Consider the following 22,656-nt stretch of genomic DNA (forward strand, 5'->3'; position numbering starts at 1 on the left):
GCCTGCCGGGCTGCTTGTGGCTCAGCGCCCACAGCGCCAGGGCCGCCTCTGGCCCGTGCTGCGCATGCGCCGCCCAGGGCTGCAAAGCCGCCCGAGCCGCGGCGTCCTCGCCCAGCTGGGCCAGCGTAAGCCCGGCGGCAAGCGGCTGTACACGCAACGGGGCAGCAAGCGCCGCCGCATGGCGCAGCAGCCACTCCGGCCGATGCATGGCAAGCGCGGTCGGGATCAGCGCTTGCCATGCCGCTGGCGGCAAGCTTACCCGAGCGGCAACGCTGGCGATGGAATGCGGCCGCCCTGTGGCTGCGGCCAGCAACAACAGCCGCTGCCATGCAGGCAAGCTGCCGGGTTGTATGCCCAGCGCCGCTATGTACGCGGCTTCTGCCTCTGCCCAGCGGCCAGCCCGCTCATATGCCATGCCTTCCAGCGTCAGGCTGCGATAGGTCCCGGCACCAGAGACTGATGTATACCTGCTGGCTGTGGAGGCAGCTGATTTAGCCTGATTTAACCAGTCTAAGGCCACATCCTCTCTCCCTTGATCCAGTTCGAGTACAGCACCAAGCTCCAACAAATCCGGAAAATCCTCATACACGGGCGCCCATGCTTCCACTACAGCAAGTGCCCGTTCTGGACTACCAATCTCTCGCCAGGCGTAAGCCGTTTTCAGCACCAAATCCGAGTGATATCCACACTCCGGCATAAGTTTTGCCAATAATGGCTGTAACAACCGTAGTGCTTCATCATACTTCGCTTGCTGAAACCACTCGGCAGCCAGAGCATACAACAACTCCGGTTGATCTACCTCCTGATTCAATGCGGAACGTATCAACTGCATGTTGCGTGCACCTTTATTTTTGGCGGTAATCGCCTGCTCCAGATATCCGTAATGAATGACCTCAAGTCCAGAATGAAGCACACCTTGCGGAGCCAGTGCCATGATGGAAGAAGCAATCTCTTCATGAATTCTGCCCTGAAAGGCAATTCGGGGATCATTTCGGAACAATCGACATACCGCATCCGTCACACGTTCTTCACCGGACACACCCAGCAGACTCGTGACTTGTAGCCAATATCCCCATACATCGTCTCTGCTTGCCGCTAACAACTGCACGAGTTCTTCCTTCATCTGCGGAGTCTGTACCCATACTTCATCCGCATCAAGCACCAGAATCCACGGTTTCGTAGCAGCGGCCAGCGACAGATTACGGGCTTCACTGAAATCTCCGTTCCATTCCGTCCGAATTACAACGGCACCATGGAGACGCGCAATTTCGATTGTATTATCTACCGATCCGGTATCCACGATGATGATCTCATCCACAACATTCCTGACTGCATTCAAGCACCGCTGAAGTGATCCGGCTTCATCCTTCACGATCATACACAAGCTAATCCCTATGCCCATATTCATCATCACCCCTCACCAACGGAGTTCAGCCCCACCCATTAGCCCGCTGAATTAAGTTGAACTCCCGGACCTGCCTGATCCCCTCTCAGCTGTCAAACCCGTCCGCTCCCGGCAACTCCAGCCGAATATGTTGAATAACAGGCCAACATCGATGCCGCTGTCCATCTGTATGCTGAGCGAACAACCCCAGATGATGATCCGCAGCGCTAACCAATCCTTTCACCAACCAACTGGTTCCCACCAGCGTATCCAAAGATCCAGGGAATGCTCCCATATCTTCTCCTTTTTCCCTATCCATATCCTTATCCTTCTCGCTCCTCTTCCCTTCCTCTTTCTCCTTCTCTCCCACTCGAACGCTCTCTCCCGCCGATAATCCTGCTCCCGCCAATTGGTGTCGACACATCTGAATCAGGCCATGCAACTCTTTCCATCTCCCTGACTGTACACATCCCTCCATCATCAGTCCAAGGGCCTGCCAGCCATCATACTCTGTTCCTGCAACCGTTCCGTCTATGCTGGAGCCCCTGTCCTTCTTCGTTGTTACTCTCAGACCCACCGTTCGCCCTGTCTGCACAGTAGATTCCTCATCATCAGTTACTGCTGCACCTCCCTGAGAACTACGCTTCAACCACAACGTCAATGGATCATCTCCGTTGACTTCCTTCCCCTCGATCCACTCCAAACGTTCGAGCCACCGGGCAGATGAAGTTGCGAGCAACCCTTTTTTGCGCTGCACAGGTTCCAGTTTCAGACGAGCCTTGTTCCATCTTCCCTGTTGGATTTGGAGCATCGCCTCCGCCACAGATAAACGCTCCCTCATCTCTGCGGAGGGTTGTGAGGATACACTCGGTAACAATTGCAGAGCCGCTTCATAACAACGACTTTGCTCCAAAATGCCCAATACTTTGTGTGTAGCCTCTTCCGAACCGATTGCAAAGCGCTCCCTCACCAGCTCTGGAATCTGATGTTCCTGCCCGGAGACTCGCATAATTCGGAATATCCGATAGAGCGGCGGTAACAGACTCGATTTGGCACGTACCGCTTCCACGTAAGCATCCACCGCACCCTCCAGATCTGCCCTTCCTTCCAGTAATCGTCCTAACATATACCACGTCTGATAGGTGCCGATGCCTTCTTCCGTATGATATATGGGTGGAGGCGGTCCCATACGGACAGCTTCACGCAGCGAATATTCTGCCCGATCTGCATCACCCAATGCGTCTGCACATACCCCGCGATGGTGCATCAGATCCGTGTACTCTGGAAAGAGTTCAAGCGCAGCATCAATGCGATCCAATGCCTCCTGCCAGCGATTCAGATGCTGGAGACAACGAACTTCATATTTGAACAGCAAATGCGCGTAACTGGTCACCGCAGGCTCAATCCCCATCCGAGCTACACCAAACGTCTCCAAAGCCCGCTCCGCTTCCCCCACACGCAGATACTCGACACCCAGATTATAGTGATGGAACGGCTGATCCGGTTCTTCCTGCACTGCCTGTAGCAGCAGGCGAACATTACGGTTCACCTTATCTTTGCGCTCCACAATCGCGGTCTGATACCCATAATGATGGATAATCATGTCTGTCACATGAAAAGCAGCCTCTGGGTTCCTGCGGCAAATCGCCGCCGCAATCTGCTCATGAATCCGACCTTCGAACCGATGCTCCGGGGCATTACGGAAGAGACGCAAAACCGGATTCACGGTAACCCCCTGCTGACCCGTACCTGTATAGTTATGAATGTTTAAAAACAATCCGTCACATCCGATGACCGACGTCCAGCTCCTGATCTGCTCCCGCGCAGCCCTATCAAGCACCTCGTCCGCATCAAGAAAAAGAATCCAGTCGCCGGAAGCCTGCTCCAGGCCAGCATTCCGTGCTGCGGCAAAATCTTCGCACCACTCAAATCGCACCACCACCGCGCCATATTGCTGCGCAATCTCCGCACTGCGATCCGATGAACCGGTGTCCACCACAATCATTTCGTCCACCGCTCCCTGGACACTGGCAAGACAATGAGGCAGTAACTCTTCCTCATCCTTCACGATCATGCATAGGGAAATTCGTTCCGCTCGCAAGCTGATTCCTCCTTTCCTTTGCATGGAAAAGCGTACGCCACGGGATGCCCCCGGTGGTTTGCAGCCTTTGTTCCAATGCGGTATATTGTGCAGCGAGTACCCCTGAAGACGGAGAACGTACCAATTCCTGCTGAATCGCCTCCATTGCCAATCGCATGTAACATACAGCTGCTCCAGCTCGGGCCTGCCACATATCAGGCTCCCGCTCCAGGGCCTGCTCGAACAGAGAAAGCGCTTGATCATTGTGGCCTTTGGCATACAGTGTTTCACCCAGCCAGAATAACCCTTCGGCATCCAGCTCACTCTCGATCATGCACTGAATCAGGATGTTCGCGGCTACCATGGTGTACCCCTGACGATACAGCAGACTTGCAAACTCCCGTCGTAAAGTTATAGCCGTTCCCCAATGGTCACACATCATCATGGCCCGCAACTCATGCAGTTGCTCAGCAAGTGTAAGCTGTCCTGTCTTTATGGCTTGCCGCACAACCTTTTCTGCTACCATCTCTGAATGCGGACCCCATTGCATAAGCTTTTGTTCATGTGAAGCAGGTTTCATGCTTCGCGGCTCTTTGGTTAACTGATTCAGCAGTCGATCCATGACCTTCCAAACGTTCTTTTCTTGTGGAAGCGAAGTTGCGAGGAACGCCTCGGATAATGGTAATCCGTTGGTCCAACAAGCCAGTGCCCAATCCATTCTGTGCTCAGCCAGCAGATTTACTTCATGCACACACCCCACGCTCCAGTGTTCTTCTGCCAGTTGAAGCGCTTCGGAAACCCTATTCGCACACAACATCCAATGTATTCGATCCGCTACATGGATACGAGCAGTACACGAATCTGCATCCAGCATTTTCAGTGCCTGTTCATATGCTCCACAGCCTGTTAAAACATAAATCACTTGCAACAGATGATCCTCATTTGTCATTGCATATGAATGGGGCATTTTACCACGAATCAAATCACCTTGATCTAACTCTCCGATTCCGCTGCTTCTGGAAAGTAATGTTTCTGCTATGTTCTCATCGGTTTCACCGGATTGTTGCAGCACGTCTGCCAACCCGGCCCATGCCGGAGCATATGTGAACATACTGTTCAGAGCCAGCCCGTACAGATGTGCAGACTCATTCAGGAATCCCCGTTTCTGTGCAAGTCTTGCCATGGCAGTATAGGCTCTGTAACTGTTAGAACCCGCTTCCGTTACATATGACGCGTCTAACATGCTACCGCCATCACTCTGTCCAACACGGTTCGTTCTCTCCCAGCAGTCCGTTGCTCGGGCATACGATTGATATGCACGCTCCTCCAAACCTTGCTGCTCCAACGTCTCCCCATACAGCAGGTGCAGATCAGCATAAGATGGATAACGCTGTCTTTCCACAGCCAGAATTGCATGCGCCTCGTCGTAATGTTCCGATCCCACAAGGGTCTTTGCATAATCTCTAACCAGTGTTGGTCGATATGGCGCGAGCAACTCTGTCAGGTGTAATGATTCACGGAACGCTTCAATTGCCTGTTTTATCTTACCAAGCTGGCAATACGTTACTCCCAGATTGTACAGGTGAAAAGGCTGTGCAGGCTCATCTGCGAGTTCCCGCTCAATCAGCTTTAAATTACGTCTTGGTTTATGTTTCTTCAAAATCGTTGAGGCCAGATATCCATCATGAACCAGACATAGTGGAGCAAGCGGTTCTGTTTCGATCAACATATGTTCCTCACCTGTAAAGGTCTCGCTCTTATCCATATCACCAGCCTCTTCCTGGACAAGCTCGCTTGGGCCACTACGAACCAATTGCTCATGAATACGCCCCTTGTATCGATATCCCTGATGAGCACGGAACAGCCTCACTGGCTGAAAAATAACACTCTCTTCTACCCCTTCGCCGTATCGATTCTCTATGGTAATACGTAATCTCGAAATGCTTTTATGGACTTTAGGTAAAAAATTCAGCAGTTCTTCCAATCCCTGCGTAACGTACTCATCCGCATCCAAACACAGGACCCATTCCGTGCTCGCCAGAGGCAGACTGATATTTCGTGCATGGGCAAAGTCATCTTGCCAACAGGCGTGCAACACCGTTGCTCCGTACGTTCTGGCGATCTCGGGTGTACGGTCAGATGAACCGGTATCGGTAATAAAACATTCCGTGCTGATATGCTTCAAGCTGTCGAGACAGCGGGGCAGGTGATGTTCTTCATTTTGCACAATCATATGGATCCCAAGTAAACGGTTCTTCAATGCAAACACCTCCAATACAAAAAAAATACATGAAGTCCATCAAAGGAACTCCATGTACCTATATGACAAATAAATGGGTTATGTGCCTTGTCCATTGAAGAACACATCAATCGTGCTTGGTGCACCGATTAGGCTGGAGCGGTAGGAAAGACGCGTGTATTTGAGAAAACGCTGCGGAACCAATACATCGACTGACCCGGACAAAATGCCTGTTACCGTCGTTACATCCGTGTACCAGTTCGTTCCGTTGGCGCTGATCTCAACAAGAGCATCTACCCGGTTTACACCCGGCCCCCGGTTATATACAAAGAAAGAATACGTGCCAAATACACTGGTCGTAACAGCTGGGAGCGCTGTGAAGGTGTTTGCGGTCGGGGTGCTTATGAGTTGGGACTCCTGAAAACTCTTCTGTGAAATGGACGTCACACTGCTAAGTGTTCCCGCGGTAATTGTAGCACCTAGCACGCTGGTGATTGTACCATTCAGCAGGTTTGTCAACGTCCCTGCAGTCACGGTTGCGCCAAGTACGCTTGTGATGGTTCCGTTCAATAAGTTTGTCAGTGTTCCTGCGGTAATCGTTGCTCCCAATACACTCGTGATCGTACCATTCAGCAGGTTCGTCAGTGTTCCGGCTGTAATTGTCGCTCCGAGTATACCTGTGATGGTACCCGCTGTAATCGTTGCTCCAAGCACACTGGTGATCGTTCCGGCGGTAATCGTCGCTCCCAATACACTTGTGATTGTACCATTCAGCAAGTTGGTCAGTGTTCCTGCGGTCACCGTGGCTCCGAGCACACTCGTGATCGTTCCTGCGGTAATCGTCGCTCCCAATACACTTGTGATTGTACCATTCAGCAAGTTGGTCAGCGTTCCTGCGGTCACCGTGGCTCCGAGCACACTCGTGATCGTTCCTGCGGTAATCGTTGCTCCCAATACACTCGTAATCGTACCATTCAGCAAGTTCGTTAGTGTTCCGGCTGTTACGGTTGCGCCGAGCACACTAGTGATCGTTCCCGCCGTGATCGTCGCTCCCAATACACTTGTGATTGTACCATTTAGCAAATTCGTTAATGTACCTGCGGTTACGGTGGCTCCCAGCACACTATTAATCGTACCTGCCGTGATGGTCGCTCCAAGTACACTCGTAATCGTTCCGTTCAGAATGTTGGTAATGGTTCCTGCGTTAATTGTAACGGTAGTCAGACCTGAGATATTACTAATGGTCCCGTCCAAAATAATGCCAACCACATTCCCGCTCGTATCGGTTCTGACAGGCTGGGCTGTCCCTGCACTATCCTGGCCGAAAATCAACGTTCTTAGATTATCCGGATTCGTATTAAACGTCGTAAAGTTAGGCATGTGCCTCGTCCTCCTCCCTGGTCAAATCTGTGAGATCATACTCCCTTACGGCATACGTTGTGCCTGAAAGTAAACGTCGAGCCGGGTCGGTTGATCCGGTTCAACGGATCGAATGGCAAGCCGGGTATAGTGTAAAAATCGCAATGGTACCAGCGCTTTGGTCTGGCCTCCCGCGACCACCTCCTGGCTGTCCACAGCATAATCCACGGCATTGGGGCTGATCTGGATCTGTACAAGAGCCGGATGTTTTCCCCGATTCACAACGCCATAGGTATACATGCTGAGTGATGAGGTGTCTTGTGCCGGGAGTGAATCCATACTGCTACTGGTTTCGGCTCCGACATACGTATGCTCTGTAAAACAATGAATAGCACCAGGGAGTTTCGTACGTGAGGAAGCACCCTGCTTGAACCGGGGACGAGTAATCCGGGAACAAGGGGGTTTCAGCAATTTAGCGCGGCAGGAATGACGGGAACGGCGGCGACTGACATATTTAGTTGGTTGCTTCGTTCTCTTCTTGCTTCGCTTCGCTGTTCGACTCATCTCGATTTCCCCTTAAAAAATGTGCTTACGCATCGTATGCCCGGATCGGATTTACGGGCACGGCATCTGCCGTTATTTTGGAATTTGCAGTCCATTCCCAAACGCTTTCTCTTGTTCTTACATACAATGCAAGTAATGAGGACATGCGAAACAAATAGTATCGCCAGACCATTTCCATCTATTCAGAGGGGGGACAAGATGACAAACTCTAATGTATTCAACCAGTCTAATGGGCCCCTGTTCACTCAAATGACCAACACTTATGCAGCCCCGGGTATTGAAGCTTCAGTAGATACCGGTGCGGCTGCGGCAGGCAGTTTTTTTGCCCTGACGACCAATAATATAGCGATTCCTGCCAGTCAAAATCTTCTTCTTCAGATCCTGAATGCAACTGGAAGTGGCAGAACAGTACGTATTGCCAGCCTTTCGGGAGGTACAACTGCTGCAGCTACTCTGGTCGTTTATTCCGGCGGCACTGTAACCGTAGGAACTACACCTGTACCCGTTAATACGTTGCTTGGTAACACCAATACCAGCATCGTTACCACCCGGCAAAATACCGGAACGCTTGGGGGGACTTTCACAAGCTTGCTCAGCATACCTCTCACTGCTGGAATGTACTCTTTGAATTTAAACGGTTCCATTCTTGTTCCACCGGGACAATCACTATCCATCAGTTTAGGAACTGGCAGTCAGACGGCAGCCATTAATCTCTTCTGGTGGGAATTCTGAACATGATTCTGATAAAAGGAGGTGCACACTGTGCCGAACAACAATGTATTTAATCCATTAAATCTGCCCGTCTATACGTCCAACACGAACACATATATTTCTCCCGGCATTGTTGCTCCTCCGGAGAATAATGCTGGCAGTACAGGCAATCTGTACAATGCAGGTTCCACCAACTCTACAACACTGGGGTTGCTGGGAGGAACGGTTATCGCCACCGTACAATTGGCCAATCCTGTAGGGAGCGGGAAAACCCTATACGTATCGCGGCTCTCTGGTGGAATTACGGTCTCACTTAATCTGTTATCTTCCTTCAGCGGTTCCATGAGTCTGAGCGCTAATGGAACACTGTCATCGCCCACCACACTAACATCGGTAAACAGCAATCTTTCCAGCAGCAATACCAGTGCAGCCATCGTACGATTCTCTGCTGCTGCACCTTCAGGAGCAACCCCATTGATGGCTATGCCCCTTCAAGTGGGACCGTTTCTATCCAATGAATTTGGCCGTTATGTGGTTCCTCCAGGTCAAGCCATTAACCTCTCTGTCAGCGGATCACTTTCGGTTGGTGGACTGCTGGCCTCTACTGCTTATTTCGCTTGGTGGGAAGTGTGATTCGCTTAATTGTGCTTAACTATGCAATGTGCAAACAGCCGCCTTCGGATGAGTACCGAAAGCGGCTGTTCGTTATATTGTAGATATAATGATGATTAAAATGTCCGGGCAAAGGCTGTCAGACCGATTCCTGCGGAATGATCTCTTTTGCTTCAGACACGAGAGGCTGCTTTCCCTCCCACAAGATTCGTTGCAGCAGTATGCCAGCAAGACCAATCGCCAGCGTAGCGAGACCGATATATTGAAAGGTAGGGCTCGGACCCGCAACTCGAATGAGCGCTCCACCTGCAAGTGGCGCTACAACCAGTACAACACTGGATAGTGAACTTTGAATGCCAAAGACGCGCCCTACATAGGCAGGAGGGGTTTCCTTTTGCAGCAAATAATTCAGTGTTACCATAAAGAGCCCATTGCCCAGCCCAATGCAGAGGCCCCAGATAATAACCCAAATTTCGGGTGTTTGTGGGCCGATCCACCCCAGCGCAGCGATTCCGGCACCCACGAACAGATATCCTCCACCCAGTCCCCACCCATACCCAATTCTCGGCAAGCGATTTAACAACAAAATGATGACGACTGCCCCGGCTCCTGCCGACGACCCCAACCAGCCGAGCAGTGATTCATTACCTGGCTTGATCTCCCGAAACAGGGTCGTAAACTGATAATCAATCATGAGAATGGCCATGAGTCCAAAACAGCCGAACAGAATCGTACTCAGCACGGTGCGACTGCTCTGTATAAAACGCCAGCCTTGCTTCCACTGGGAGAACAAAGATTCCGATCCATCCTTTTCATTAGTAACACTTCCGTCTGATTCAACGAACTCCGACTTCTCCACCAAACGCCGCAAGGGCCATAATACCGCACCTGACAACAGGCGGGTACAGGCATTAATGACAATACAGATTTGTGGTGAAAAGAAAGCCAAAATGACTGCACCCACAAGTGGCCCCGCTACTTTCGAACACTGACTGACAAAACCGTTTAGGGACGATGCCTGAAACAGATGCTCCTTTCGCACCACCTGACGGGTTAACGCCTGCTGAGCTGGAACGTGGAACACTCCCATCATGGCACGCAGAGCGAGCAGTGGAAGCAACCATGCCGGGCTTGGTGCGAATAAAATAGCAACGGTTAATCCCACGGTAATTACATCACACAAAATCATGATTTTCACTTTGTGCAGTCGATCAGCCAGAGCACCTGCAAAGGAGCCAAGCAGTATACCCGGGACAGCCATACATACAGGAATAAGTGCAATAATCAGCGGATCAGCACCCCAGCGGTAGGCCACCATCACCTGTATGGCAAGTGCATCGAACCAATCTCCAAACGTAGCTAGCGAGTATGCAATAAACATGCGGACAAACCGGAGGTTAGTCCATAAGCTTTTGGAAGATTGTGCAGATGAGGCGGGCGATTCGGTGGATTCATTGGATGTGGATTCAGTTGAAATGACGGTCATAAATGTACTTCCTCCCTTGATTACAGCCGTTAGCGATCTGTATGTTCCTTGGCTGTAATCATAAAGAAGTTATATCAGAGGAAGATCAGAGGATGGGGGGATAGGGGATAAAAAGTTACGTATTTCATCTACAATTTGCTGTCCATATGCGGGAACACCGTAACTTTTGCCGATCTCAGCATACACTTGTCGATACTTACTCCGAAGTCTGCCTTCAATTCGATGATGACCCAGGAATAGGAGAATCTGATATGCAGCATTCAGATATAGCGGTGCGTTCAGCGACATTTTCAATACATCCAGACCGTCATCCATTCTTAACTCTGCCTCACGAATCCGTCCCTGCCGAAGTAACCATAATCCTTCCATCACCTGAAAACGTCCGATCTCTCGCAGATAGGGTTCATCCTTTAATCCTGACCGCAGAACTGCCATCTGGGCCTCAACAGCTTCACCGCTACCACCCCACAGTTCCACATACAACGCTGCAAGTGCCACAGGCAGTCTGAAATTCTTGAGCTCGTCAGTCTCTATTACACGATACGTTTCCTCCAGTTGTGCTTTGGCCCGTTGATATTGGCCCACCTCTACATAGACTTCAATGATGTTCAGAATGCGGAGTTCGCGAAGCTGATCGGCAGACAATGCCGATGAATTCAGCGCCTGTTCATACAACTGAATACTATCCGCCGGCTCGATCAGGGGGTGCACGAAAATTAGTAGCCAGTATAGTCGCTCCTCAAAGGGAATTTCCTTTGTTGTAATCAGCCATTCCAGATCTCCCTGTATAAAACGGATATACAACTGATAATAAGGGGCGATCTGAATGCCGAGTGCTTCCTGCTGTTGAACCAGGGTCTGTATGGCATTTCCCTGCCCAAACAAGTGATATTTACGAAGTAATCCGTGAATGACTTCCTGCATTTCTGGGTCCTGAGCAGAAGGGCTAGCGGGTAGAGCGGACTTGTTCTCATGCACAGCAAGCCGATATCCGTAGCCCCGTACTGTATCCAGACGGATCTCATCCCAGCGTTTCAGCTTCTTGCGCAGGCGATAGATATGATCGTCCACGGTGCGTTCAACCGGATATTCCAGTGGCCATACCCGATCCAGCAGTTGGCTGCGGGTGAAGGCTTTTTCCTTGTTTTCATACAGAAAATGCAGCAGTGCAAATTCCTTGGCGAGTAGACGAATGGATTCCGTTCGCCGTGTTACCGTATATGTCCCTTCATCCAATTGCAAAGACATGCCTGGTTCCCCCTACTATGTATAATTCGCTAATCCGAAATCGTATAGATTCATTCCATTTTTTCAACGTGTTCAACATACCATAAAAACCCTTTGCGAGAACGCAAAAGGTTTTTATCGTCTATCTTATAGATAGCTAGATTGTAGACGCTACGTATATGGTATTACCTTGCCTTAACCCAGCACGACACGATCATCCGCCATTTTTTTGCCGCTAATCCGCTCGAATTCACCAAGCAACTCAGGTACAGTCAACGTACGCTTGCGCTCTTCGCTGACATCCAGAATAATTCGGCCTTTGTCCATCATGATCAGACGGTTACCCAGACGAATGGCCTGCTCCATATTGTGCGTCACCATCAATGTAGTCAGTCTCATCTCACGCACAAGTGTCTCCGTTAGTTCCGTGATCAGTTCAGCACGTGAAGGGTCAAGTGCAGCCGTATGCTCATCCAGCAGTAGAATCTGCGGTTGGGTAAAGGTCGCCATCAATAGACTAAGTGCCTGCCGCTCCCCACCTGACAAGAGACCGACTTTCGCGTTAGGCCGCTTTTCCAGTCCGATTCCCAGCTTCTCCAATTGCGTGTTAAAAATCTCACGTCTGGCACGGGTAACTCCGAAGCCCAGTCCGCGTCCTTTGCCACGTTTGTATGCCATTGCCATATTTTCTTCAATGGACATATGTGGTGCTGTTCCTGCCATTGGGTCCTGAAACACCCGGCCAATCCAGCTGCTACGCTTATGCTCCAGCAGGTTTTTAATGGAGCGGTCATTGATTAGTACATCGCCCATATCCGGCTTCATCACACCCGAAATGATGTTCATCAGCGTGGATTTCCCGGCCCCGTTACTGCCAATCACCGTCACAAAATCTCCCGGATTCATCGTCAGATTCACGCCAACCAGCGCGGTCTTCTCGTCCGTTGTGCCTGGGTTGAACAGCTTGGTTACTTGCGTAATCTCCAGCATGCTCACATACCTCCCTTCGCCTGATGACCCCCGGATCGCATCAACTCTTCCGTTCGTTTGCGAGCCAGACTACGCTGCTTCATGGAGCGCTGCATCGTTGGGAATACAAGAGCAATAATGACAATCACCGCGGTGATCAACTTCAGATCAGATGTATCAAACCATTCGACCTGTAGGGCAAGGGCGACCACAATTCGATAAATGATTGAACCAACGATCGCTGCAAGTGTAGCCCAGAATACCGTTCTTGCTCCAAGAATGGCCTCACCGATAATCACTGAAGCCAGTCCGATGACGATCATACCAATACCCATCGTGATGTCTGCAAAGCCTGATTGCTGTGCAATGAATGCACCAGACAAGGCAACCAATCCATTGGATAAGCTGACCCCTACAATCGTAGTCACATCCGTATTTGCACCAAAGCTGCGAATCATGCGTTTGTTATCACCTGTCGCGCGGAGTGCCAGTCCAACATCTGTTTTCATGAACAGATCGAGCATGATTTTAAACACCAGCACCACGATGATAATTAGTACCATGACATGCTCACCTGAGAATGGATTATCCATACCCATAATGGATTTATTCGGTGCGCCAAGAATACGCATATTAATGGAGTAGAGCGCGATCATCATCAAGATCCCGGATAACAATCCATTAATCTTGCCTTTGGTATGAAGCAGGCCCGTACAAGCTCCGGCTACCATACCGCCAGCCATTGCCGCCAGACAGGCGAGCCAAGGAGAAAAGTCATTGGAGATCATCACCGCCGCGATTGCGCCCCCTGTTGTAAAACTTCCGTCTACGGTAAGGTCAGGAAAATCGAGTATGCGAAACGTAATATATACACCAAGTGCCATCAGTGCATATAAAAGCCCCAGCTCGATCGCCCCTTCAATTGAATTCCAGCTTATACTCACACTACTTCCTCCCTGTCTATCGAAAAGAATGAGGCGAACCCGTTGCATGTTCGCCTCGCATCCATACTGCCGGATTTACACGCCGGTCAGATTATTGAATAATGTTGTTTTCCTGGTCTTTTACTTCCGCTTTCATCTCATCCGTAACCGTGATACCTTGGGCTTCAGCCGCTTTCAGATTCAGGATCAGATCCAGTTTGTCCGGAACGGTGACTTTCATATCACCAGGTTTTGTACCATTTTTCAGAATGTCCGCGGCCATCTCACCAACCTGATATCCATGGTCATAATATTTGAAGCCAACCGTTGCGAAAGCTCCTTTTTCAACGGTATCCCGATCACTGGAGAAGAACGGAATTTTATTACTGTTCGCCGTTTGGATGATCGTATCAACCGCACTCACGACAGAGTTATCAAGCGTGATGTAGAAAGCGTCTACTTTGCCAACAAGAGAATCCGTTGCCTGTTTTACTTCAGATGTATTTGTAACCGGTGCTTTCACCAGCTTGATATTATGTGTTGCGAGCGCTTTTTCTGCATTATCTGCCATAACCACCGCATTTGGTTCACCTTCGTTAATGACCAAGCCCACCGTTTTCACATCCGGCAGATTTTTAGCGATAAAGTCAGCCAATTGTACAATAGCTTCCGGATTCGTATCGGATGCACCTGTAACATTGCCACCCGGCTTGTCCATATCGGTCACCAGTTTGGCACCCAACGGGTCCGTTACCGCTGCGAACAGCAATGGCTTGTCCTTCACTTGTTGAGCCAGCGCCAGCGCAGATGGTGTTGCGATGCCGAGTACAAGATCATTTTTGGAATCACCCGAGATTTTCTGTGCAATGGACAGGTTGTTCGTCGAATCACCTTGCGCGTTATTGTAATCGATTTTGAGGTTCTTGTTCTCTTCAATGCCCGCTTCCTTCAGGGCTGCAATGAATCCTTCACGTGTAGCATCCAGAGATGGATGTTCAACAATCTGCGAGATGGCAATCTGGTATGATTTTTCCTCGCTTCCTCCACCTGTTGTGGTCCCTGATCCTTCGGATTCCGAGCCTGTACCGCTGTTATTTCCGCAACCTGCTGCAACGATCATTGAAGCAACCATCATCAGTGACATCCAAAATTTCTTTTTCATGTGTGAGAACCCCTCTCCATCTTATAAAATGTGGTTACCCTTATCGAGATTCCATTGACACGATAGGGCGGGACAAAACAAACGCTTCAACGCATTGTTGCTTTGATCGACAAAAGCAGACAAATATAGACTTTTCTCATGCGACTGAAGTCCATGACCCGTGTTGGTGTTTTATTGTTCCCCTAATATTAAGGGGCGTCCCGATATCCGTCAATGGTTGAACCGCTTCCAATTTAGTTTCATCGTATGGTTGTGATAGAAAACATTACATAAGATCAAAAAAGGCAACCCACATGTTATGCGAGTAGCCTCATATAGATAGCTTATTTTTCTTCTTGAATTGCTTTTAGCTCAGCAGAGGTTAGTCCCGTCGCTTTGACAATGGTCTCATGATCAAGACCCAAGGTGAGCATATTCAATGCAATTTTCCGCTTGCTCTCAGCTTCACCTTCTTTAATTCCTTCTTTAATCCCTTCTTTAATCCCTTCTTCGATTCCTTTTTGAATTCCTTCCTCCATGCCTTTCTTGAGACCCTCTTCTCGTGCGCCCTCAATCATGGAAGCTTCGTCCCATAGAAATTTTTGTCGGTCGATATATCGTTGACGTGCTTGCTCATCCTGGCTCAGAAACTCTAATACACTCATGGCTTTTTTCAAAGCCGGTTCCGGTTCGTGCATCATTAACGCCTCCCAGCTTGATTTAGTCATTCCTTTCAGAAATAACAGCCAACGCACCAATCCATCCTGTATTTGAATATTTTCATCATTCAGCTTTGGTATTTCCATAAAATGAATCTCTATAACATCCGTCAACGGAATATCGGTATGGTCTTCTCTTAAATGAAATACGTTGTGGTACTGGTCATTAGCGAGCATTTTGAAATTAACAATGTTGATTGCAACACATTTTTTGAGTTGACTATATCTCTGTCCTTCAAGTAACTGTCCAGAATATTGTTTACCCCAATAGAACAGAGTCCTCTTCTCTAAATCATACTGATTAAACAACTGCATTTCAACATTAATTAGCTCACCTTGATCTGTTTTGGCCCGTATGTCAAGAATGGACTGTTTATCCCTCGGGGTATCCTTGTCCAGATAAGGATTGATCAATACAATCTCAGTCAGTAAAGATTCACCTGCATTTTTGAAGGTGTGATTCAGAAAAGCCAGAAGAACATCCTTATTCTCTTCACTTCCAAAGATTCGTTTGAACACATAATCGTTCTTGGGATCAAGCAACTCTGTCATCATTATTCACTCCTACGCACAAATTGAACAGGATATATCTGCTGAAATATCAGCACATATAAGGATGCGAACATGCACTAGATGTTAGCTCTATTATAACACGCATCCCTATATAGAAATAGCGCATATGCGTAATTTATCATCAAAAAAAGAGACCATCTCGACGAATCGCCGAAACAATCTCTCTTGTATTTATACTAATTTCCCGACGCTTCGCGAATCTCATACTTGCACCTTTTGCCGCCATCGGCGTAACATTCGGTACGCTCCACCTCCGCTTGAAGCAGCGAGCGGAACAATTCCAGTTCACAGCGGCAAGCCTGCTTGTAGACACTCGCTACTTGCACAATCGGGCAGTTCATTTCCGTAATGACGTAGGTTCCATCTTCTTCTCTGGACGCATCCGCCATATATCCGTTGGCATTCTGGATTCGCGCGAGCTCCTCCACCCGTCCGGCCAGATCCTGGCCCTCCATCTGGGGCAATCCGCTGCGAAGCAGCTTGTCCCGGCGACTCTCGAACAATGCGTCCACCACACCGTTCCCGGCTGAGTCAGACAATTCTTCAAGCAGTTCCAGCGTAAGGGACGAATATGATTTTGGAAAAAAGCTGTCCCCGCGTACCGTCAGTTGGTACACCGAGGACGGACGTCCGGCCGTAGCCCGGGCCTCCCGAACCTCGATCCAGCCGTCCTGCTCCAGTGCCGTCAGATGACGACGAATGGCCATGCCGGTCAGACCCAGATCAGCTGTCATTTCCCTCGCGGTCAATGTACCTTGCTGCTTCAGCATGAACAAAATCCGTTCACGCGTCGTTCGTTCCTCTTCGCGCTTCACGATCAGCACCTGCTCTCCTGCTTATGCGTGTACCGGTGCTGCCTCCCGGCAGGCATCCGAGCAAAAGCGGTTATGCGTCTCTTCGCAATCCTCACAGCTTACGTGCTGCAGGTTGCAGGTTGGACAATTAATATATCGGTCATGTGTCGTTCCACAGTGATAACAGCTGGCAATGACAATATCCTCGTCTGTCCGGTTAATCGGTACAGAGATCCGCTCGTCAAACACGTAACACTTGCCATCAAACAGATGTCCTTGTACTTCCGGATCTTTACCGTACGTGACAATACCGCCGTCTAATTGAGCTACGTCCTGGAATCCTTCATTAATCATGAACCCGGTCAGCTTCTCGCAGCGAATACCACCCGTGCAATAAGTAATGATCGTTTTGTCCTTCATGTCACCGAGGTTCTCGCGAATCCACTCCGGGAACTCGCGGAACGACTCAACATCTGGACGGATAGCGCCGCGGAAGTGACCAATTTCGTATTCGTAATCATTGCGGCCATCGATAACGATGACATCATCCCGTTGCAAATGCTCATGGAACTCTTTCGGAGAAAGGCGTTTGCCGCTGATCACATTCGGATCAAGATCTTCATCCACGCGGAACGTAACCAGCTCTGCTTTGTGACGAACAAAGATTTTTTTGAACGCATGCTCTTCCACATCATCAATCTTGAACACCATATCGCTGAACAGCGGGTTGGCATGCATGTCTTTCATATACTGTTCCGTCTGTTCAGGCGTTCCGGATACCGTACCGTTAATGCCTTCGGATGCGATCAGAATACGGCCTTTCACACCGAGGTCCTTACAGTATTGCAGATGCTCTTGTGTAAACGTCTCGGGATCTTCAATCTTCACGAACTTATAATATAAAAGCACGCGATACGCGCTGTTACACATGTATATCACCTGTTCCTATTCCATGTTGTTATTAGCCGAATCATTCGGCAAGACGACTACGTTGCACCCTTACTGTTAAAAAGAAAATAAACAGCCGCCCGAAACATCGTCTCGAACTGCTGTCTGACATTCGACTTTTATTCCTGCATTCTAGTTTATCGGAAGCGGAATAGCTTAGTCAATATAAATGTATAGAAAGGGATGAAAGATATGGAACATTTCTTCCGCAACAACCATCCTATTCCGAGATCGTAATGACCGAGGTCACAAAGTGATAGGACTCGTTCTCCAATACCGCCTGCGATAACAGGATCTTATTGCCTTCCGGGCTCCAGGCTAGCGGGTCAGAGGCGTTGTCCATATCCGCCGAGATCTGGAACTGCTCAGCCGACTCCGTGTTGGAGACGAACAGCCCTTTCTCATTGTCATTCTCGGAATTGATCGTATACGCAATCTTGGAATCATCACCCGACCAGCTCGTGCCGAAGATCTGCGTGCCTCTGGCGAGTGTGGCCTTCTCATTACCTTCCAGATCGGTGAGCACGAGCGCCCGTTTGGTATCCGCCGTTCTTTTCACAATCGCAAGCCTTGTTCCATCATTAGAAGGGATGACCCATTCCACACTTTTCAGCACCTGTTTCACGTCACCCGTCTTGACGTCGTATGCATTCAACTGGCCGTCCTCGCCCGTAATATAATAGAGCATATTGCCTGACACCTTGATACTCCGTACATTGAAATTGCCTGTCTCCACCAGTACTTTTGTTGTACCGTCCACACTTGCCGAGATCAGATCACCCTTCATATTGGGAAAAACGACATTTTCATTATCCAGCCATGCGCCCTCTTGGATAAATCCATCCTCCTTGCCAGCAGGGGTTGTCTCCCCATTATGCAGGTTCAGGAAGTAGCCTTTTCCCGTATTTTCCTCCGGCTCCCGGTAGAACAGGTACTGACTATCTGGTGACACCAACGGTGCACCCAGGCTAACTTCACTTTCCTTGAGCGGCGTGTCTGTACCTTTGGTTAGATCATACATATATAAGTTATGCGGATATCTTTCCTGGCCTTCAACGTTAACGGGTTTCAGGGATTTGTTCTCCTTGTCGGATACAATCCAGTCGTCACTTAGCCATGCAATTCCGCGCATATTCGGCAATTTATCAATTTTCTCCAGCTTAAAGCTCTGGTACACGGACGTGTTGGTATTATCTTTTACTGTAATGTCGGTGCCCGTTTTCCCACCTTGTGCGTTGCCCCCCGGCTCCGTTGTTCCCCCGCATGCCGCTGTCGTTAACAGGGCAATGGCTCCGAACGTGCCCAAAGCTGCTTGTTTCCAATTCATGATGGTCCCCCCTGGTTTCTCTTGCTATAGACCAAGCATACACATCGCATACTTCCAAAGTTATTCAGACTTGTTTCGAACTTGTAAACTTGAATCAGCCAAAGGGAACATGAGCTGGAACGTCACACCTTCCCCAGCTTCTGGATCGCCCGACAGCAGGGTTATTGTACCTCCCTGTTTTTCAACAAACTGCTTCACGAGAGATAGCCCCAGTCCGGTTCCACCGGTTTTTCTGGCTCTGTCTTTGTTTACGGTGTAAAAGGGTTCAAAAATCTTCTCCCGCGCCTCTGCCGGAATCGGCGTACCCGAGTTGTAGATGCGAATGATCGCTTGACGCTCCTGCATCCGTAGTTCGCTCTTCACCCGTATCACACCATCCGGAATGTTATATTTGATGGCATTATCCAGCATGTTGATGAAAATATGCATAAGACTCTCCCGGTCGCTACGGATCACCGCCGGTTCAAGATCCAGTTCCATGTTCAGCGCAAACTTCTCCGCTTTCCCACGCATCCGGCCACAGGCATCCTCCAGTAGAGCACTGACCTCTACATCTTCGGCCTGGTTCTCGAAGTCATACTTCTCCAGAGCAGATAAATGTAGTACTTTCTCCACCATCTCGTACAGCCGCTCCGTTTCTTTGCCAATGTTACTCGTGGCATCATCAAGGAGTTGCGGATCATCCTTGTACATGTCGAGTAGCTCCACATAAGCTTTGATCGATGTCAGCGGTGTCTTGAACTCATGGCTGATGTTACCGATATATTGTTTTTGCTGCTTTTCCAGCGCCTGAAGTTTCTCAATCGCCAGTTGCAGCTTCTGCTGCTCCGCATGCATGGCTGTGATATTTTGCTGAATGGATGTACTCATATAATAGATGCCCTGCCCCAGCTCACCCAACTCATCCTTGCGCTTTAAAGGAGACTCCGTAATGTAGTTCCCTTCGCGAATGGAATCTGCAGACTTTTTCAGCCGGGTAATCGCGACAGCAAACCGATTGTAGAACAGATACCCCAGAATGAAGCTCAGCGCCACAACCGCAATCCCTGCCCACATAAATAGTTGAAGGATACGGGCATAAAAATCTTGGTAACTCTGGACCGGATACTGTATCCACACGGCACCCATCTGCCCATCCGGACCGTCCAATGGTGCAGCGTAGAGCAAGGTATCCCCTTGTTCATGATAGGCAATTTTATTTTGCAGTGCATAGTTGAGCGTATCCTGAACAATCGCACTCTCCCCGGAGCTGATCGATGAACCGACTTGTTGGCCTTTCATATCATAGAGTGCTATCGGCAAGCCGGTAGAGTTGGCCAGTTCCTGTGCAAGCCTGCGCCCGTTTTGATGTAAAAAGACTTCCTGTTCAAGATGAACGGACTCGGTGTAGTAGGACTGTCGCACATTCAGATTCACCAGCCGTGTCTGCTGTGATAGAATACCTTCAATCTGTGACTGCTGATTGCGTTCAATACCGCGCAGGACCAGTGAACTAAGCACCACCACGGTCAGGATAAGCAATGCCGCCAGAAAAACACTGAACTTCAGCTTGATGCTGACTCTCATATGGCCCCGCCTGGTTCAGGTGCAGATGCTTTGTAGCCGATCCCATATACGGTCTGCAATTTTTGCTGATCCGTATCTCCGATTTTTTTGCGCAAACGCTGAATGTGAATGTCCACGGTCCGTGTGCCACCTGCATATTCCATGCCCCAGACCCGATCCAGCAGATCATCTCTTGTGTACACCCGCTCAGGATTGGACATGAGAATGGTCAGCAGATCGAACTCTTTTGGTGTCAGATCCAGCTTCTCCTCATTCACGGTCACCGTGCGGTGAGCAACATGAATACGCAGTGTGCCATTCACGATGGCCTGATTCTTCGAATCGTCAGGCGGTGGACTGCTTTTCTCAACACGGCGCATGAGTGCTTTTACCCTTGCGAGCAGTTCACGGATCTCGAATGGTTTGGTCATGTAATCATCGGCACCCATTTCCAGGCCAACGATCTTGTCCACGATATCATTTTTGACGGTCAGCAAAATAATACCGATATCCTCGCGGTCCTCCAGCCTGCGGCATACGCCGTATCCATCAAGCCTTGGCATCATCACGTCCAGAATCATGACCTGTGGGTGAAACGATGCGACCTTGACCAAGGCCTCTTCGCCGTCACTCGCAGTATCTACTTCATATCCTTCGCGCCGCAACGCGTAAGCAATGGCACTGACGATGCTTGATTCGTCATCTACCACGAGCACTTTTTTATTCATGGGATTCATCCTCTTTATCTATGTCATGAGTTCGTTTATGGGTCTATGTTAGCAAGGTCTATGTTAAATGGCTATGGATGAGTTGCAATTTGTATGAAAGGTGCATATCCTCTCAGCTTGGACTTCGCTTTACTTTCTTTATACCCCAAAGGCAACAAAAAGAGCCAACCCGTGATTGGATCAGCCCTGGATCTATAGATTCCCAATTCATGTTACTGATTTTGAGGCAACAACTTCTTGATCACCTCAGCATTTACTCCTCAAATGACAGATTCAGCGGCTCATCCGACATCTCATACTCTGTCTCCATATGTGTTAGCGGTGTGTTCAGATCAACCTCCTCGAAGCGGAAGCTGTCAACCCACACATTTCCTTTACCGTTCAAAATAACCCCGAACGAAATGACCGCGCTGCCCTCCGGCACATCAAGCACAATACTATACTGGTTCCATGGCTGCGTACCCGTAATCGGCCGATCATGCATGTTATCAAATTGAAGTACATCATGGACATTATTATCCACACGCATCCATAATCCGCAGAACGCGTCCACACGCTCGGTCTTCACGAATCCCGATAATTTCATCCGCTTGCCTACATACTTGTCCGCTCTGAACTGTTGCATCATCGTTGCGAATTCGTTAGGCTCCATCGGCGTAACGGCCTTCAAATATCCTGAAGCTTTCCCCTGATGCACTTCGGCAGGGTCAATGCCCATCTCATAATTTTGCGGATGACTTCCCGTTAACATCCAACCTGTAATTGTTGACGTCTGATTCATCTGTAATTCTCCTCCTCTGGTTTTTCCTTCGAATAATTTCAGATCGAACAACTTGCGAAAACGTCCTGGTGGCATGCCATATAATTTGCGGAATGCGCGGGTGAAGGCTTCCTGACTCTCAAAGCCACATGCCAGCGCGGTGTCCAAAATACCCGCATCCGTCGATCGGAGGGTCGTGGACGCCAGACTCATCCGGCGATTGCGTATATAATCCACCACGGTCATGCCCACCTCATTACGGAAAATTCGATGGTAGTGATATGGCGACAACAACGCCTCGGATGCCACTTCTTCCAGCCCAATCTGCTCATGCAGATGAGTCTCAATATAAAACAAACTTTGCTGAATCATTGCACGGTAACGGCTCAACTGAGGTAAAGCCCCCTTCCATATCCTTACTATACGTGCTTCAGCATAAGGCGTTTTGATCATTTCTGCTACATATCGAGATAACCGTAATTGGAGAATTATTCTCTCATCGGAGTTGGTGTAACTAAGCGTTGGTTACAAGGGCATATATACGCCTCACAAAAACAAAAAAAGAGC

At 49.3% G+C, this 22,656-nt stretch carries 19 protein-coding genes; 2 read left to right on the forward strand and 17 right to left on the reverse strand.

What is annotated here, in order from left to right; all coding sequences use genetic code 11:
- The 5 genes from IFU39_RS23340 to IFU39_RS23360 form a co-directional block, all read right to left on the reverse strand.
- Positions 1-1,378, reverse strand: a 1,378-nt coding sequence (locus IFU39_RS23340; protein WP_192135147.1) for a tetratricopeptide repeat-containing glycosyltransferase family 2 protein, incomplete at its 3' end; no start/stop codon positions are given.
- 112 nt (positions 1,379-1,490) lie between these two features.
- Positions 1,491-3,485 (reverse strand): tetratricopeptide repeat-containing glycosyltransferase family 2 protein, encoded by a 1,995-nt coding sequence (locus tag IFU39_RS23345; protein WP_192135148.1) that lies wholly within the window; start codon positions 3,483-3,485, stop codon positions 1,491-1,493.
- Entirely contained in the window at positions 3,442-5,724 is a 2,283-nt protein-coding gene (locus IFU39_RS23350; RefSeq protein WP_192135149.1) for a glycosyltransferase, read from the reverse strand. Before IFU39_RS23350 ends, IFU39_RS23345 begins: the two co-directional genes overlap by 44 nt.
- A gap of 78 nt (positions 5,725-5,802) precedes the next feature.
- On the reverse strand, positions 5,803-7,083 hold the full coding sequence (locus tag IFU39_RS23355) for a DUF6385 domain-containing protein (RefSeq protein ID WP_244661087.1): 1,281 nt from the start codon (positions 7,081-7,083) through the stop codon (positions 5,803-5,805).
- A 45-nt stretch (positions 7,084-7,128) separates the two neighbouring features.
- The gene (locus IFU39_RS23360; protein ID WP_133386207.1) at positions 7,129-7,626 is read right to left on the reverse strand and encodes a DUF6385 domain-containing protein; all 498 of its coding nucleotides are present in this window, start codon (positions 7,624-7,626) and stop codon (positions 7,129-7,131) included.
- Positions 7,627-7,824: 198 nt separating this feature from the next.
- On the opposite strand from IFU39_RS23360, the gene IFU39_RS23365 reads away from it, so the two are divergent.
- Positions 7,825-8,358 (forward strand): hypothetical protein, encoded by a 534-nt coding sequence (locus tag IFU39_RS23365; RefSeq protein WP_105600311.1) that lies wholly within the window; start codon positions 7,825-7,827, stop codon positions 8,356-8,358.
- 30 nt (positions 8,359-8,388) lie between these two features.
- The gene (locus tag IFU39_RS23370; protein WP_192135150.1) at positions 8,389-8,970 is read left to right on the forward strand and encodes a hypothetical protein; all 582 of its coding nucleotides are present in this window, start codon (positions 8,389-8,391) and stop codon (positions 8,968-8,970) included.
- Positions 8,971-9,088: 118 nt separating this feature from the next.
- Here IFU39_RS23370 and IFU39_RS23375 read toward each other — a convergent pair whose 3' ends face one another.
- The 12 genes from IFU39_RS23375 to IFU39_RS23430 all read right to left on the reverse strand — a co-directional run bounded on the left by IFU39_RS23375 (position 9,089) and on the right by IFU39_RS23430 (position 22,479).
- Positions 9,089-10,435 (reverse strand): MFS transporter, encoded by a 1,347-nt coding sequence (locus IFU39_RS23375; protein WP_192135152.1) that lies wholly within the window; start codon positions 10,433-10,435, stop codon positions 9,089-9,091.
- 69 nt (positions 10,436-10,504) lie between these two features.
- Positions 10,505-11,683, reverse strand: a complete 1,179-nt coding sequence (locus IFU39_RS23380; RefSeq protein WP_105600315.1) for a winged helix-turn-helix domain-containing protein — start codon at positions 11,681-11,683, stop codon at positions 10,505-10,507.
- 174 nt (positions 11,684-11,857) lie between these two features.
- Complete coding sequence (locus IFU39_RS23385) at positions 11,858-12,652, reverse strand: ABC transporter ATP-binding protein (protein WP_192135154.1); 795 nt, start codon at positions 12,650-12,652, stop codon at positions 11,858-11,860.
- A 2-nt stretch (positions 12,653-12,654) separates the two neighbouring features.
- Positions 12,655-13,515, reverse strand: a complete 861-nt coding sequence (locus IFU39_RS23390; RefSeq protein WP_051154091.1) for an ABC transporter permease — start codon at positions 13,513-13,515, stop codon at positions 12,655-12,657.
- 151 nt (positions 13,516-13,666) lie between these two features.
- The gene (locus IFU39_RS23395; RefSeq protein ID WP_047840843.1) at positions 13,667-14,716 is read right to left on the reverse strand and encodes an ABC transporter substrate-binding protein; all 1,050 of its coding nucleotides are present in this window, start codon (positions 14,714-14,716) and stop codon (positions 13,667-13,669) included.
- Between the two features lie 323 nt (positions 14,717-15,039).
- The gene (locus IFU39_RS23400) at positions 15,040-15,966 is read right to left on the reverse strand and encodes an Rpn family recombination-promoting nuclease/putative transposase (RefSeq protein WP_192135157.1); all 927 of its coding nucleotides are present in this window, start codon (positions 15,964-15,966) and stop codon (positions 15,040-15,042) included.
- A 197-nt stretch (positions 15,967-16,163) separates the two neighbouring features.
- Positions 16,164-16,811 (reverse strand): helix-turn-helix transcriptional regulator, encoded by a 648-nt coding sequence (locus IFU39_RS23405; protein ID WP_124116690.1) that lies wholly within the window; start codon positions 16,809-16,811, stop codon positions 16,164-16,166.
- Positions 16,812-16,823: 12 nt separating this feature from the next.
- The gene (trhO, locus tag IFU39_RS23410; protein ID WP_062836769.1) at positions 16,824-17,711 is read right to left on the reverse strand and encodes an oxygen-dependent tRNA uridine(34) hydroxylase TrhO; all 888 of its coding nucleotides are present in this window, start codon (positions 17,709-17,711) and stop codon (positions 16,824-16,826) included.
- A gap of 238 nt (positions 17,712-17,949) precedes the next feature.
- Positions 17,950-19,056, reverse strand: a complete 1,107-nt coding sequence (locus tag IFU39_RS23415; RefSeq protein ID WP_192135159.1) for a TolB family protein — start codon at positions 19,054-19,056, stop codon at positions 17,950-17,952.
- A 60-nt stretch (positions 19,057-19,116) separates the two neighbouring features.
- On the reverse strand, positions 19,117-20,622 hold the full coding sequence (locus tag IFU39_RS23420; protein ID WP_091012605.1) for a sensor histidine kinase: 1,506 nt from the start codon (positions 20,620-20,622) through the stop codon (positions 19,117-19,119).
- The gene (locus tag IFU39_RS23425) at positions 20,619-21,329 is read right to left on the reverse strand and encodes a response regulator transcription factor (RefSeq protein WP_076216802.1); all 711 of its coding nucleotides are present in this window, start codon (positions 21,327-21,329) and stop codon (positions 20,619-20,621) included. The genes IFU39_RS23420 and IFU39_RS23425 overlap by 4 nt, the downstream gene beginning before the upstream one ends.
- Before the next feature lie 253 nt (positions 21,330-21,582).
- On the reverse strand, positions 21,583-22,479 hold the full coding sequence (locus tag IFU39_RS23430; RefSeq protein WP_244661088.1) for a helix-turn-helix transcriptional regulator: 897 nt from the start codon (positions 22,477-22,479) through the stop codon (positions 21,583-21,585).
- Positions 22,480-22,656 lie beyond the last annotated feature (177 nt).

The organism is Paenibacillus sp. CFBP 13594 (assembly GCF_014842675.1).
Lineage (GTDB): Bacteria > Bacillota > Bacilli > Paenibacillales > Paenibacillaceae > Paenibacillus > Paenibacillus amylolyticus_B.